At 40.4% G+C, this 14,161-nt stretch carries 14 protein-coding genes; 9 read left to right on the forward strand and 5 right to left on the reverse strand.

What is annotated here, in order from left to right:
• The first annotated feature begins 64 nt into the window (after positions 1–64).
• The 3 genes from CSV67_RS04065 to CSV67_RS04075 all read left to right on the forward strand — a co-directional run bounded on the left by CSV67_RS04065 (position 65) and on the right by CSV67_RS04075 (position 2,929).
• Positions 65–1,294, forward strand: a complete 1,230-nt coding sequence (locus CSV67_RS04065; RefSeq protein ID WP_099630363.1) for a S1C family serine protease — start codon at positions 65–67, stop codon at positions 1,292–1,294.
• A 411-nt stretch (positions 1,295–1,705) separates the two neighbouring features.
• Positions 1,706–2,185 (forward strand): 23S rRNA (pseudouridine(1915)-N(3))-methyltransferase RlmH, encoded by a 480-nt coding sequence (gene rlmH, locus CSV67_RS04070; RefSeq protein ID WP_029054359.1) that lies wholly within the window; start codon positions 1,706–1,708, stop codon positions 2,183–2,185.
• A 102-nt stretch (positions 2,186–2,287) separates the two neighbouring features.
• Positions 2,288–2,929: a 3-ketoacyl-ACP reductase gene (locus tag CSV67_RS04075; RefSeq protein WP_099630364.1), complete on the forward strand. Its 642-nt coding sequence runs from the start codon at positions 2,288–2,290 to the stop codon at positions 2,927–2,929.
• Positions 2,930–3,131: 202 nt separating this feature from the next.
• Here CSV67_RS04075 and gshAB read toward each other — a convergent pair whose 3' ends face one another.
• From gshAB to CSV67_RS04090, 3 genes are all read right to left on the reverse strand, one after another.
• Entirely contained in the window at positions 3,132–5,390 is a 2,259-nt protein-coding gene (gene gshAB / locus CSV67_RS04080) for a bifunctional glutamate--cysteine ligase GshA/glutathione synthetase GshB (RefSeq protein ID WP_099630365.1), read from the reverse strand.
• A 221-nt stretch (positions 5,391–5,611) separates the two neighbouring features.
• On the reverse strand, positions 5,612–6,445 hold the full coding sequence (fghA, locus tag CSV67_RS04085; RefSeq protein WP_099630366.1) for an S-formylglutathione hydrolase: 834 nt from the start codon (positions 6,443–6,445) through the stop codon (positions 5,612–5,614).
• 4 nt (positions 6,446–6,449) lie between these two features.
• Positions 6,450–7,568: an S-(hydroxymethyl)glutathione dehydrogenase/class III alcohol dehydrogenase gene (locus tag CSV67_RS04090; protein WP_099630367.1), complete on the reverse strand. Its 1,119-nt coding sequence runs from the start codon at positions 7,566–7,568 to the stop codon at positions 6,450–6,452.
• A gap of 125 nt (positions 7,569–7,693) precedes the next feature.
• Between CSV67_RS04090 and CSV67_RS04095 the strand changes: the two genes are divergently transcribed.
• From CSV67_RS04095 to CSV67_RS04105, 3 genes are all read left to right on the forward strand, one after another.
• Positions 7,694–8,056, forward strand: coding sequence for a winged helix-turn-helix transcriptional regulator (locus tag CSV67_RS04095; protein WP_099630368.1), 363 nt, complete (start codon positions 7,694–7,696; stop codon positions 8,054–8,056).
• Positions 8,057–8,130: 74 nt separating this feature from the next.
• Entirely contained in the window at positions 8,131–8,643 is a 513-nt protein-coding gene (locus tag CSV67_RS04100; RefSeq protein WP_099630369.1) for a YehS family protein, read from the forward strand.
• Between the two features lie 58 nt (positions 8,644–8,701).
• The gene (locus CSV67_RS04105) at positions 8,702–9,385 is read left to right on the forward strand and encodes a peptidylprolyl isomerase (RefSeq protein WP_099630370.1); all 684 of its coding nucleotides are present in this window, start codon (positions 8,702–8,704) and stop codon (positions 9,383–9,385) included.
• 131 nt (positions 9,386–9,516) lie between these two features.
• On the opposite strand, the gene CSV67_RS04110 is transcribed toward CSV67_RS04105, so the two are convergent.
• Positions 9,517–10,305 carry a DUF817 domain-containing protein gene (locus tag CSV67_RS04110; protein WP_369803131.1) on the reverse strand — a complete coding sequence of 263 codons (789 nt, stop codon included), beginning with the start codon at positions 10,303–10,305 and terminating at the stop codon, positions 9,517–9,519.
• Between the two features lie 121 nt (positions 10,306–10,426).
• Between CSV67_RS04110 and CSV67_RS04115 the strand changes: the two genes are divergently transcribed.
• The gene (locus CSV67_RS04115; protein ID WP_233189515.1) at positions 10,427–11,203 is read left to right on the forward strand and encodes a TatD family hydrolase; all 777 of its coding nucleotides are present in this window, start codon (positions 10,427–10,429) and stop codon (positions 11,201–11,203) included.
• Between the two features lie 51 nt (positions 11,204–11,254).
• Here CSV67_RS04115 and CSV67_RS04120 read toward each other — a convergent pair whose 3' ends face one another.
• Positions 11,255–11,743, reverse strand: a complete 489-nt coding sequence (locus tag CSV67_RS04120) for a hypothetical protein (protein ID WP_099630371.1) — start codon at positions 11,741–11,743, stop codon at positions 11,255–11,257.
• Between the two features lie 336 nt (positions 11,744–12,079).
• Between CSV67_RS04120 and isdC the strand changes: the two genes are divergently transcribed.
• Both isdC and CSV67_RS04130 read left to right on the forward strand, forming a co-directional pair.
• Entirely contained in the window at positions 12,080–12,730 is a 651-nt protein-coding gene (gene isdC, locus CSV67_RS04125) for a heme uptake protein IsdC (protein ID WP_233189513.1), read from the forward strand.
• 2 nt (positions 12,731–12,732) lie between these two features.
• A complete protein-coding gene (locus tag CSV67_RS04130) occupies positions 12,733–14,142 on the forward strand; it encodes an NEAT domain-containing protein (RefSeq protein WP_099630373.1) in 1,410 nt (469 codons plus the stop codon).
• The last annotated feature ends 19 nt before the right edge of the window (positions 14,143–14,161 follow it).

The following is a 14,161-nucleotide window of genomic DNA, read 5'->3' on the forward strand; positions in this document are numbered from 1 at the left end:
ATTTTCAAAGAGTTAATGGGGTACAGTACATGTAGGAATACTTTCTGACAAGGAGGAAATGTGAATGGATGATGAAAGAAGAGAAGAGATCGAACGGCAACAACCGTTTCCGCCGGTGGAGCCAAAACGCAACCCAAAACGCCGAGGTAGTTTTTGGCCAGGTTTACTTGGTGCATTATTGGGTGGGTTAATTGTATTTTTAACTATGATGTATGCGGGAGGATCGAGTCATGAAGATACAACAAGGATTGAAAAAAAAGAGAGTAAAACTGCATCCGAGCACGCACAAGTATCGATCGATATCTCATCGGAAGTGACAGACGTCGTAGATGATGTCGCAAACGCTGTCGTCGGTATTACGAATATCCAGACGGTCCAGGATTTTTGGTCTTCTACAACGTCTACTCAAGAAGCCGGTTCGGGTTCTGGTGTCTTGTATAAAAAAGAGGGCGACAAAGCATATATTGTTACCAACCACCATGTCGTAGAGAATTCCGAACAACTCGAAGTCAGTTTCGATGATGGTACTAAGGTTGAAGGAAAATTAATCGGCAGTGATCTATGGACAGACTTGGCTGTAGTAGAAATTGATGCGGAACACGTCGATACAGTGGTAGAATTCGGAGATTCAGACGCATTAAAACGTGGAGAAACAGTCATTGCTATCGGTAACCCATTGGGACTTGGCTTTGCAGGATCAGTTACAGTGGGTGTAATTTCAGGTAAAGACCGCTCCATTCCAATGGATTTAAACAAAGATGGACACATCGATTGGCAGGCAGACGTCTTGCAGACAGATGCAGCCATCAACCCCGGGAACTCCGGTGGTGCTCTAATCAACATGGCGGGTCAATTGATCGGAATCAACTCTATGAAGATTTCTGAAGCAACAGTAGAGGGGATTGGACTAGCTATTCCAATCAATATTGCATTACCAATTATTGAGCACTTGGAAGAAACGGGGCAAGTAAACCGTCCGACAATGGGTGTATCGTTACTTGATCTTCGACAAATTCCCATTCAGCAACAGCAACAGACGTTGAACTTGCCTAAAGAAGTAACGGATGGCGTTGTTGTAACAGATGTCATACCGAATTCATCCGCAGTAGAAGCAGGTGTGAAGAAGTATGATACAATTGTTCAGTTGGATGATGAGATAGTGACAGATATGGTCAGTCTACGTAAGTATTTGTATAATAAAAAAGAAATTGGCGATCCATTGAAAATTACAGTCTATCGTGATGGAAAGAAACTGGATTTGGAAATGGTGTTGAAAGACGGAAATACATTCTAAGAGATTGTACATTGTCCACAAAGTGAACAACTTCCCGTCCACATCAGGTATCTAGCGAAACTACGCTACGATGCCTGATTTTTTTATGAAGTTATCCAATTGTGGATAAAGTCTAAATAATGTGTACAACATTGTGTAAAAGAAAGTGTTCGGAAAATAATAAATTAAATCAAAGCGACAAGCGTTAATCCCTTACAGGTCAATAGGTTGAGGTATTTTCATTTTTTATGGTAAAAAGATCAATCTATTCAAAATGAAAAAAGAATGAAAAGTTATCCACATTGATGTGATACAATAATCAGTAAGATTTACATGTAGTACGGAACAAATAATCGGACACAATATGTAGATAGGGCTGTGAATATGTGCATAAGTATTGTGTATAACATTTGGAGAGCGAGTGGATAAACTGTGAATATATCAATTGTGACCGTGGGTAAGTTAAAAGAGAAGTACTTGAAACAAGGAATAGAAGAGTATACGAAACGTCTGAATAGCTATGCAAAAATGCAATTAATCGAAGTGGCGGACGAAAAAGCACCTGAAACACTAAGCGAAGCCGACATGGAAATCGTGAAAAAGAAAGAAGCTGATCGAATTCTAGCGAAAATTGCACCAGACGCGCATGTCATTGCACTAGCAATCGACGGGAAAATGAAAACTTCTGAGGAATTCGCAGCTAGTATCGATTCGTTGATGACATACGGTAAAAGCAAGATTGTCTTTGTGATTGGCGGATCACTTGGTTTACATAGTAGTGTATTGCAGCGTTCGAATGAGAAGTTATCCTTTTCCAAGATGACGTTTCCGCATCAGCTCATGAAGTTGGTGTTGGTGGAGCAGATTTACCGTGGGTTTCGGATTATTAAGGGAGAGCCTTATCATAAGTAAATATGGTTTAAAGATAATAAACTGTGTTTATTAAAAATGACTAAAGGAACGATGAATAGAACAGTAGTTAACTTTACAAAGTAGCTATACAAGCTTCCGTTCATGCCAAGGATCTTTTCAGCAGTTATACTAAAAGGGAAAGTGGCGACACTTCACTTAGCAAAAGAGGGAGTCCATATTGGATTGCTTGCAAGAACGGAGTCTGTTTTAAATGAAGTGGCTGCAGAAATTGAAAGTCATGGTGTGAAAGTCGCTTATGCAACAGCCGATGTTTCATCTAAAGAGCAAGTTGAAGAAGCTATTGTATCATTAACTACTGATTTAGGAACGGCCGATATTCTAATAAATAATGCGGGCATTGCAACATTTGGTACTGTCTTGGAGATGGACTCAGAGAAATGGAAGAACATAGTAGATGTAAATCTGATGGGCACGTATTATGTTACACGTGCTGTATTACCGCAGTTAATTGAAAAAAATGCGGGTGACATCATTAATATTTCATCGACAAATGGTTTAAATGGCGCGGCTACTTCAAGTGCATACAGTGCATCCAAATTTGCGGTAATTGGCTTCACAGAATCAATAGCACAAGAGGTACGACGAAATAATATTCGTGTTTCGGCTTTAACGCCAAGTACTGTCGCAACGGATTTAGCTCTTGGTTTACATTTGATTAAAGAAAACGATGATTATAAAATGGTTCAATCAGAAGATAGTGCTGAAGTTATTGTAAATCAATAAAAATTAAATCGACGTGTGTATGTAAAAACAGCCAGTTTCATTGCTACGAATCCATTTTAATCTATTTATTCACTTAATAAAACATGAACGGGCCTATCCAGTTTATCTGGATAGGCCCGTTTTAGTGGTTCAACTAAGGTTTTTATTATTCATACGTAGTTACTATGCGAACATTTTCATTCGACAAGTCAAAAATATTTTATTACAGTTCCGGGAATAAGTAATGTAAAATATCCGTCGTTACTCGACGTGTTTCGCCTTTATAAGGGTAAATATGCATATACATCGAAGGGTTAAAGTTCGCTTCGATGATGCCATACGCGCCTGGATTCGCTGCTGGAACATCGAGGTCTTCAATAATCAAATCGATGCCGCTAATTTTTGCTCCAAGTGCGGCTACTGCATCTACTGCAATCTTCTTATAATCTTCGGAAACTTGATCGGTCACATCAATCGAGTCTCCGCCAGTACTGACGTTGGAGTTCTCACGCAAGTAGACGATCTCGCCGTCTTCGGGAATGGAATCAGTTTGATAACCTTGACCTTTCAGCATAAGAACCTCTAGTTCGCCCAGTTGAATAAGCTCTAGTGGTGTACGGTGATCTGTCCCCCTTAGTGGATCACGGTTCTTCTCTTCAACGAGTTCCTGAATCGTGTGTGTACCGTCACCCGTGACGTTTGCAGGCACGCGCAGCATGACGGCGAGTACTTTATCGTGTAGCACAAAGAAGCGGTACTCTGTGCCAGCAAGGAACTCTTCTATTAAAACTGACGAGTCTTCATCGAATGCGAGGGTGATCGCTTTCTCATAGTCCTCATAACTGGCACCGTCTTTAAAGATGGAAATTCCAAGTCCGTAATTAGTAGTTTTCGGCTTCACGACAAATGGCGTCTTGGCAAACATCTTATAGGCATACAAAGCCTCTTCCTTATTACTGAACTCATCGCCACCCGGGACATGATAGCCCGCTTGATAAAGAATTTTCTTCGTCACGGTTTTATTTTCCATAATCAACGTAGAGACATACGTATCTTTGCTCGTCATATTACCGTTTTTCACATATTCAATATGATCTCGCAGTTTTAGCTTTAAGAATTGATCATGGCGATCCAAAACCTCTACCTTGATGCCTTTCTGTATCGCATCATACATCATGATCTGCGTGGATAGCTCCATATCCGTAAAGCCTGTCAGTTCGTATGGCTTTTCCCATAGCTGACTATAGGTTTTCCTTGCAATTTCTGTTGCTACTTGGCTTTGACTCGTCTTTTGACTCTCTGAGTAAAGTCTTCCCGCCAAGGTTTTAGAAGGATCAGCAAGCATCTCTCTCAGATTTGTAAATAATGTTTCGGAAACAGGGAAGTCTAGATCTTTTGTTAACTGTTCCATTTCGTTAACGAGTTCATATGCTTCGGCTTCAAACTGTGTATGTGCCAATGGGTGTTCAAGTGCGACAACATCATTGCGAGCATCACCTACTTTACCCCATTCATCGCTCTCGGGATTTTCTTCTTTTTGTAGTAGATATAGCAGGAATATATGTAGGAATTCCGCTTGCTCATAGCTAATGCCATTTGTTTCAAATGGGTTCAAGTCGATATTTCGTAACTCCACATAACGCACACCGGTATGCTCGAATTCTGCCACCCGATCACTACCACGTAAACGCATGGCTGTGTAAAACTCTTTTTCTTCTACTAGCAAACCTCGATTGACTACGGAAGATAAATCCGAAATATATTTTTGAATCGTGCTGAACGACACATTTACATCGTCATGATTCGTATAGCCGAATCGGCTACTACGAATACTTCTAACCGGTTCGTCTGGTTTATCGTCGCATCCGTAGAAGTTTTCTTCACTTGTAGGGGACGCACCGTAGAAATACGTGACGAGCCAGCGATAGTACAAATAGTTTCTAGTCAGTTTCAAATAAATATCAGTTTTGAATTGCTGATAATTATCGATATCCGATTGTAATTCAAATAACATGCGGAGTAGGTCGTCTCTGAATTCAAAATTGAAATGAATTCCACAAATCATTTGCTTGCGACGACCGTATGAATTGGCAAGTGAACGACGATACAGAACATTTTCAAAACTATTCAGCTTCGCAATCATGATATCTTCCTCTTTTTTAGGAAGAGCAGGGGGCATACTTAACGGCCAGAGCATTTCATTCTTGCCCATCGAACGATAGGCGACGTCATGAATGCCTGATAGGTAATCAAATAGTTCGTCCAGTGTGTTCAGGACAGGCGTGATCAGTTCCATTTGAGTTTCTGAGAAGTCGCGTTGAATATACGGATGCTCGTCACCCATTCCGATATTCGCAGGGTGGTCGGTTGTTGCCAAGTGCCCATCGAGATCCACGCGTTGTCCTTCTTTTTCAATACCATACCGAGCTTTCAGAACATACGGCTTCACACGTTCATCGGTTAACAATTTCTTTAGATCCATCGTAACTATCCCTCCTATGTAATATATTTTTCACTTCGTTCTTCTATCTTAGTTCATATACCCTTAAAAACAAAAACATCCACACTGCGTGGCAATGTGAATGTTTTGGACTGTTAATGGGTGAGCGTAAGACACCTTTAATCTAGACTGCAAGACACACCCTCCCGAAGGCGTCACCCTTTGGAAGCAGTAGCTACTTCAACTATCAAAATGTATTCATGTTACCCTAAGTTCTTCATGTGAAAATCAAAGTGTTCTTCCAAGAAGGAAGAGATGAAGAAGTAGCTATGGTCATAGCCGTCTACTTTGTTATATTCTACTGCTTGGTCATACTGCTTTGCATTTTCAAGGAACGGTTTTTCATTCAATTGCTCAGGATAAAACCCATCTGCAGTTCCTTGCGTAATAAGGATGGGTGGAATACCTGCTTCCTTCACTAGCTCAGCAGTGTCCCATTCTTTCCACGTCGCCTTATCTTCCCCTAGGTAAGTCGTAAACGCCTTAATTCCCCAAGGAACCTCGCTCGGACTTGAAATAGGAGAAAATGCAGAAATCGCTTTGAAACGATTTGCATTCCTCATTCCAATCATCAATGCACCATAACCACCCATTGAGTGGCCCATGATACTTTCGTTACCAGAGAAATTAGGCACTAGAGTAGCGGCAATTTCACGTAACTCCTCTGTTATATAGGAATACATTTGATAATGTTTAGCCCATGGCTCTTCTGTTGCGTTTAGATAAAAGCTCGCACCTTGTCCAAGGTCAAATGCCTGGTCGTCCGCTATATCTTCTCCGCGTGGTGATGTATCTGGAATAATCACAGCTACTTGATGTTTTTCAGCCAATCTTTGGAAACCACTTTTTTGACTGAAGTTATCATCCGTACATGTTAATCCCGACAAAAACCAAATAAGTGGTATTTCTTTTTGTTCTTTATTTGACGGTAAGAAGATACTAAATGTCATATCGCACTTGAGGACTTCTGAATAATGGTTGTATTTGTTTTGTTCCCCACCAAAAGAGCGTCTTTGCTCAACGCGTTCTAGACTCATGATCTCACTCTCCATATGTTAGTATTGATCGAATTGATTCACCTTTATGCAGTAAATCAAAGGCTTCATTAATATCCGTGAAGTTTAATTGGTGTGTAATGAACGAATCTAAATCAATTTTACCATCCATGTAGTCATCAATCATCCCTGGCAATTCGGTTCTGCCTTTTACTCCACCAAATGCGGAACCGCGCCATACGCGACCCGTAACTAATTGGAATGGACGGGTATGAATTTCTTTACCAGCACCCGCGACACCAATGATGATGCTCTCGCCCCAACCTTTATGGCAGCATTCAAGAGCAGCTTTCATCACTTCGACATTACCAATACACTCGAAGCTGTAATCAACACCGCCATCTGTCATGTCTACAATGACTTCCTGGATTGGTTTATCAAATGACGAAGGATTAACGAAGTCCGTTGCGCCCATCTTCTTTGCCAGTTCAAATTTGTCTTCATTCAAGTCGATTGCAATGATGCGGCTTGCTTTTGCTTGCTTCAATCCTTGAATAACAGCCAAACCAATAGCTCCAAGACCGAAGACTGCCGTAACCGCACCTTCTTCTACCTTCGCTGTATTATGAACAGCCCCGATACCAGTAGTGACGCCACAGCCGAATAGACAAACTTTATCAAGTGGTACGTTATGATCTTCCACTTTAACTAGAGAGATCTCAGACACGACAGTATACTCACTGAAAGTGCTCGTTCCCATGTAGTGATAAATCGGTTCGCCATTATAAGAGAAGCGAGTCGTACCGTCAGGCATTAATCCTTTACCTTGTGTTTCGCGAATTGCCCCACATAGGTTAGTTTTACCGGATAGACAGAATTTACATTTCCCACATTCAGGTGTATAAAGTGGAATAACGTGATCGCCAGGTTTAACGGAAGTGACTCCTTCACCTACTGAAACAACGACGCCAGCGCCTTCATGACCTAAAACGGCAGGAAATACTCCTTCTGCGTCATCGCCTGATAATGTATATGCGTCTGTGTGACAGACAGAAGTGTAAAGAATTTTGACTAATACCTCATGAGCTTTTGGTTCTTCTACATCGATTTCTACAATTTTAAGTGGTTCTCCAGGTTTGAATGCTACAGCTGCTCTACTTTTCAAATGAAGCCCTTCTTTCTTTTACTGTATTGTGTTTACTTTTCTATCATTACATATTATAATTCACCATGCAATACTGACTCTTTTGTCACTATGAACATGAATGGTATAGAAAGAAGTGAAGCAATATGGTCATTCAGTATAAAGATAAGCAGTACTTTACAAGCAAGGATTTGGCTTTGTCTGTCATAGGAGGTCGTTGGAAAATTGCGATCATCTGGTGCTTACTGCACGAAACACCGTTAAGGTTGAGCGAAATACAGAAAAAACTTCCGGATGCCAATCAACGTATGTTGATCAGACAGTTACGAGAATTAGAAGAGGATAAAATCATTACGCGCTATGTCTATCCCGTCGTGCCGCCAAAAGTGGAGTACAAATTAAGTGAAGTGGGTTTATTATTGGAACCAGTCGTTACCTCGATTTGTAATTTTGGTGATCAGTTTATGCAAACAATTGAACAAGAGGCAGATTCAACGTTAGTTGACTGAATGAAGACAAATTGTAACGAATCAAGCTATACTAAGAATTACAGCAATATAGTAGAGAGGGTACAGGTGATTACATGAATAATAATGATATTTTAAGCAGGTTACGCTACGCGTTGGATCTAAAAGATTCCACAGTTGTAGAAATGTTTGCGTTAGGCGGACTGAAGACAAACAGAGCGGAAGTAAAAGAGATGCTGACAAAAACGAATGAAGATAGTGCGGATGAAATGCAGATGAATGAATATGCAAAGGAAATCGACAACATAACATTGGAGTCATTTCTAAATGGTTTAATCAGCTCAAAAAGAGGAGTACCGGAAAATACCGGTAATGCTCCACAACCATTTCTTATGTCAGAAGAAGGCCATCGTAATGTCAATAATATTTTGCTGAAGAAAGTGAAAATAGCATTATCTCTTACAAGTGAAGATATGCTGGAGATTTTAGAAAATGCAGGTGTTACGATATCTAAAAACGAATTAAGTGCTGTTCTTCGTAAAGAAGGTCATCGAAACTATAAACCGTGTGGTGATCGATACGCTCGAAACTTCCTAAAGGGATTAGCATTACGTTACCGTGATGAGTAAAAACATAACTGGGAGTAGGTCGTAGAAGATATAAAATAATAGGGAGTGTTAGACGGATATGTTTAAGCGTAATAAAGCATGGTATTTCATAATGAGTTTGATGGCGTTGACCGTTCTTTTAGTTGGGTGTGGGGGAGCAACTGAAGAAAAAACAGTGGAGACACCGAAAGAAGAAACCACAGAACAACCTAAAGGAGAAGCGGTTGACTACTCGAAAGATGTAAAAGAGAACCCTGTCGTGACGATCACGATGGAAAATGATGAGCAGATTGTAGTGGAACTAGAGCCGACTGTTGCACCAAATACGGTAGCGAATTTCATTTCTTTAATTGAAGATGGCTATTACGATGGCTTGATTTTCCACCGTGTGATTCCGGGCTTTATGATTCAAGGTGGAGATTCATCCGGTGACGGGTCAGGCGGACCGGGATATGCAATTGATGGAGAATTCTCTTCGAATGGTTTTGAAAATACTATGAAACATGAGCGCGGTGTGATTTCGACTGCACGTACGCAAGATCCGAACTCCGCAGGGTCACAATTCTTCATCATGACAGACGACAACTCTTCACTTGACGGCGAGTATGCGGCTTTTGGTAAAGTGAGGGAAGGCATGGAGATAGTGGATGCTATCGTAGCTAATGAAACAGACGCTATGGATAAGCCCATCAAAGAGCAGAAGATGAAGACAGTGGAAGTAGATACAAAAGGCTTCGATTACCCTGAACCAGTTACACACTAATCATCATAAAAACGCAGTAGGCTATTGAGCTTGCTGCGTTTTTAATATAGCAAGTTCATTTATTTCCCATGCAATGGAATTTTCCAAGGATAAACTGTATAGTAAATTATTACCCGTTACCTTATACTTAACTATTCCTTTTTTATATGTTTTAAGACCGCTACGATGAGGAAACTGACGATGACTAGTAGTAACCAAGAACTTAATTTGCCCATGCCAACGAGATGCCATGTCTCGCTTTGATTGGGATAGGTCCAAGCACCAAAGAAAGTAGCAATATTTTCAGCTACCCAAACGAAAAAGCCAATCAATACGAATGAAAGAGTTAATGGCATGACGTAGTGTGTCTCGCTTACCCGAAAACTAACCGATGCACGCCAAAAAACAACTAGTACTAATGCGGATAACCACCATCTTATATCAAACCAATAATGATGAGTGAAAAAGTTTCCATATATCGCCATGGCAAGCGGAATAACTGCCCAGAGCGGTGGCCATTCAATCAGGTTTACGTGCAATCTTCTCCAAGCCTGACACAAGTAGCTTGCTACACTCGCATACATGAAACCGCTGTACAAAGGGACGCCTAGAATTTTGAAATAGCCTTCTTCAGGATAAGACCAAGAACCCATATGTACTTTAAATATTTCCAAAGTAAGGCCAATTATATGAAATAACGTAATTACTTTAAGTTCATCACGTGTTTCGAGTCCTGATCGTACCATCCACCACTGAGTTCCGATAAAAATGATGAGTAGCCAGTCGTATCGTGGCAAGAAAGGGAGATATATGATTTGCGTAAGCGCGAGTGAACTGAAGATTATAACAGGAAAAATGCAAGCTAAAGCTTGTTGCCATCCGAAAATAAAGAGTTGTCGTGTTGTATTCATTGTTTTCATACGTAATGCATGCATATTCATACGTCACCGCCTACTTTTTCATAATGGAAATTAGTATGACGCTCAGATAATAGTTTAGGTTCATTCACGCGGAAACGTTTCACGTGAAACATAGCGTATTCATGAAAGAGGGGGGTATTTTTTGAGCAGACGCGTAATCGATGCGCATATTCATTTAGATATGTATGAAGAAGAAGAACGACTTCAAATTTTGGGCGAGTTAGATGTGAATGATATAACCGCAATAGTGGCGGTTTCAAATGACTTCGCATCTTCCGTTAAGCAAATTGAACTTTCGAAAATGGATAGACGCATCAAACCAGCAATAGGTTATCACCCGGAACAAGCGTTACCAAGTGAAATGGAACTTTTGGCTATTCTACAATTGATCGATGAACATGCAAATTACCTCACTGCAATTGGAGAGGTGGGGTTACCTTATTACTTGCGACAACAGCAGTCTGATTTAGACCTAACACTATATAAGTATGTGTTGGAATGTTTTGTTCGGAAGGCAGCCGAATATAACTTGCCAATTGCCTTACATGCCGTTTATGAAGATGCAGCTATTGTTTGTGAGATGTTGGAACGTTATTCAATATCGAAAGCGCAATTTCACTGGTTTAAAGGCGACGACATTATATTGGAGCAAATTATCTCGAACGGTTATATGATTTCTGTGACACCAGAAGTTACGTATCGGGAAAAGATTCAACATCTAGTCAAACAAGTTCCGTTCACTCAGCTAATGGTAGAAACTGATGGACCGTGGCCTTTTGAATATTCTTTTAAAGATAAATTAACACATCCTTCTATGATGCATGAGAGTATTCACAGTATCGCTAAAATTAAAGGTGTAACGGTTGATGAGGCATATAGAGAAATCTATAAGACGACACAACGATTCTTTCGCATATAAAACAGAGACACGCTCATTGATGCGTGTCTCTACTTTATCTAAGTAAACTATTCATGAACAAATCACAATGATTTTATGTGGTGTTGTTTGAGGAGGGATACTCTTTGTAGTTGCACCATATATAACGATCAAATTTCGCTCTGCTATATTACCTGTGAAATACTGGCCATTTGTCGAAAGTATTTCAGTTTGCGGAGACAGATTAAGCTGAAGCGTTCCATCACTACTTTGCAGGCGACGATTGAAGTAGTCGACTTTGACGTTTTCACGTTTAGAATCTTTGGCCATAACCACCGCTCCAAATTGTGGAGGATAGATCATAGGTGTGGCAGCGTCGGCGTCATAAAATCCTGTAACGCGATCACCTACATGAATTTTCACATGATTGACGAAATAAGTTGTCGGCCCTACTACAAAGTTTACAACATTTCCTCTACCATTATCGACTGTCATCAACATGTAGCAACCAGCGTCATTATTTTGCCCCGTATAAAATTCATTTATAACCATTACGACACCACTGAAAGACTGAATATTCATCGCAGTACCCCTCTCATCCATAAATCGTATCGTTCTAGCCTATGCGAAGTTTTGGATTTAGTGACTAGTGGAGAATTTAACGAGTCAAATTGAAATAATTTTCCAGATAGCAATTGACATTACTGGCAAAACGGGCTATATTAAATGATAACCATTCTCATTTGTCGTTGTAAATGTCACATATTCGTCATAAGTCACTAGACGATAAAGTTGCAATGATTTATGTATGGGGTAATTTATGAGATAATTTAAAAGTGGAAATATACCCAGTGAATGGAAGTTGATCGGTGAATTTATGTAGCGTGAAAATGGACAATGAAAGGGGATGATGTCAAAGTGAGAAAAGCATTTTTATACTTTTTAGTTGTAAGTTTTTTCGTGTTGACGGTAGGTCTGCCGCAAGCATCTGCTAAAATAGCAGACGGTACCCAGCAATTAAATTATCAAGTGAATCAGCCAGACAGCACTAACGCATCTATTGCGAATGATTACTTCCAAAAACCGGCACTCGTCACTGTAACGAATGGGTCTGCTATTGTACAGCTAACGCTTAAAAACAGTTCATGGATTACGAAGTTCGAGCCAGCAGGCGGAGCGGAAGTAGTCAATGAAGATCTTAAGGCTGATACGCGTGTTGTAGAATTTAGCGTAAGTGATATATCAAAACCAGTGAAGATCCCGATGAAAGTGGATGTAGAACATATTAATTACCACCACGAGTATACAGTTGATTTAGTGTTTGAGGACAAAAGCGCCGTGACACCACCGGCAGTAAAACAACCTGCAACTACTACCACCCCACCACCTAACACGAACATAAATACCAACACTAGTACCAGTACAGTGACAAAAAAACCAACTACCCAAGTACCAGTTAAGAATCCACAAACCAGTGATTCAACGCCGTACCTATTAATTATTGTATTAGCAGGTTCAGCATTTTTATTGTATAAAACTAGATTCCAAAGAAAACAGGGGGAACAATAATTATGAAGAAAAAAACATCATTTAGCGCAACGAAAGTAGTACTTGCTTCATTACTTGCAGCTTCCATCGCTATTCCAACAGCGGCATCCGCTAACCCGATCAGCACAAGCGATCAAGCAACGTCGGCTTTGAAACAAGCGGCAGCAGTGGATCAAGTGATTGATTTAAATATATATAAATCTGGAACCACGACACCTGAACCTGCAATTAGTAGTCATCTCCTGCCACAAGGAACATTGGTGGAAAAAGACGGAGTGTCTTATGCGAAGGTAACGGTTGCGGCTAGATCAGCTTCTATGATTGCTAACTTCCAAACAAAGCAAGGGGAAGAATATGTGGATGCAACGGCAGTGAAAAATGCTGATGGTACAACAACATATACCGTGCCGGTTGTAGCAGATAAAGTATACCCTGCCAAACTTCATGTAGTGGCACCTTCTTTCAACATGGACACATGGTATGAATTCGATATGAGTGCAACAGTCGCTAAAGCGGACAAGGAAACAATAAGCAACGTGAACGTAAAAGTATATAAAGATGGAACGAATGAAGAATCCATCATGAATGATTACATGTTGCCAGTTGCATCTGTAAAGAAAGTAACGGACGGTAATGAAGTAACCGTAACGTTCCCTAAAGGCGGTTATATTCAAGGATTCAAAATTGCCGGTAAGGACGTGCCTGTAGCAACAGATGATAAATCAACAGGCGTACGCACATATACATTCAACGTAGCGGATTTAACAAAGTTAGTGAATGCTGAAATTCACGTTATTGTCAATGAAGGTCCTATTAAATATGATTCTAACCACAAAGTACAAATTGCTCTTGACGGTGCTAAACCAACTGTGAACCCATTTAAGGACATTGATAAAGACGGCAACAAAGAAGCGATTCTTGCACTTCTTGACAAAGGTATTGTAAAAAGTGCGGACAAGTTCAATCCACGTAACAACATCACACGTTCACAGTTCGCATTGATGGTTGCACGTGCGTTGAAATTAGAAGAGGCTCCATCCGCTGGGTTCCAGGATTTAGGAAAAATCACAGACAAAGAGCGTATCAACGCAATTAATGCTCTCGCGAAAGCAGGTATTGTTCAATCGAATGCAAAGTTCAACCCGAACAACACACTGACTCGTCAGCAAGGGGCATTGATGCTATACCGTGCAATTCAATTTGCTGAAGGTAAGGAAATCAAAAAAGGTGATACAACACTTCCATTCTACGCGGATGGAAAAGCCATTACAGATCCTGAAGCGAAGCAAGCATTTGCATTGTTGTATGCAGAAAAAATCATGACAGGCGCAAAACAACCGAATGGTAAAGTTTTGATCAACTCTGGCGATTCATTACAACGCACACAAATGGCTAAAATCCTAAACGGTTCATTAAACTTCATGGAAAAATAAGAATCAACACAGATACTTC

Origin of the sequence: Sporosarcina sp. P2 (assembly GCF_002743255.1) — a bacterium.
Lineage (GTDB): Bacteria > Bacillota > Bacilli > Bacillales_A > Planococcaceae > Sporosarcina.

Bases quoted from the DNA above. Each gene is read 5' to 3' on its own strand.
- CSV67_RS04065 (WP_099630363.1), top strand. From the start codon at position 65: ATGGATGATGAAAGAAGAGAAGAGATCGAACGGCAACAACCGTTTCCG.
- CSV67_RS04075 (WP_099630364.1), top strand. From the start codon at position 2,288: ATGCCAAGGATCTTTTCAGCAGTTATACTAAAAGGGAAAGTGGCGACA.
- gshAB (WP_099630365.1), bottom strand. From the start codon at position 5,390: ATGGATCTAAAGAAATTGTTAACCGATGAACGTGTGAAGCCGTATGTT.
- fghA (WP_099630366.1), bottom strand. From the start codon at position 6,445: ATGAGTCTAGAACGCGTTGAGCAAAGACGCTCTTTTGGTGGGGAACAA.
- CSV67_RS04095 (WP_099630368.1), top strand. From the start codon at position 7,694: ATGGTCATTCAGTATAAAGATAAGCAGTACTTTACAAGCAAGGATTTG.
- CSV67_RS04100 (WP_099630369.1), top strand. From the start codon at position 8,131: ATGAATAATAATGATATTTTAAGCAGGTTACGCTACGCGTTGGATCTA.
- CSV67_RS04105 (WP_099630370.1), top strand. From the start codon at position 8,702: ATGTTTAAGCGTAATAAAGCATGGTATTTCATAATGAGTTTGATGGCG.
- CSV67_RS04110 (WP_369803131.1), bottom strand. From the start codon at position 10,305: ATGAATATGCATGCATTACGTATGAAAACAATGAATACAACACGACAA.
- CSV67_RS04120 (WP_099630371.1), bottom strand. From the start codon at position 11,743: ATGAATATTCAGTCTTTCAGTGGTGTCGTAATGGTTATAAATGAATTT.
- CSV67_RS04130 (WP_099630373.1), top strand. From the start codon at position 12,733: ATGAAGAAAAAAACATCATTTAGCGCAACGAAAGTAGTACTTGCTTCA.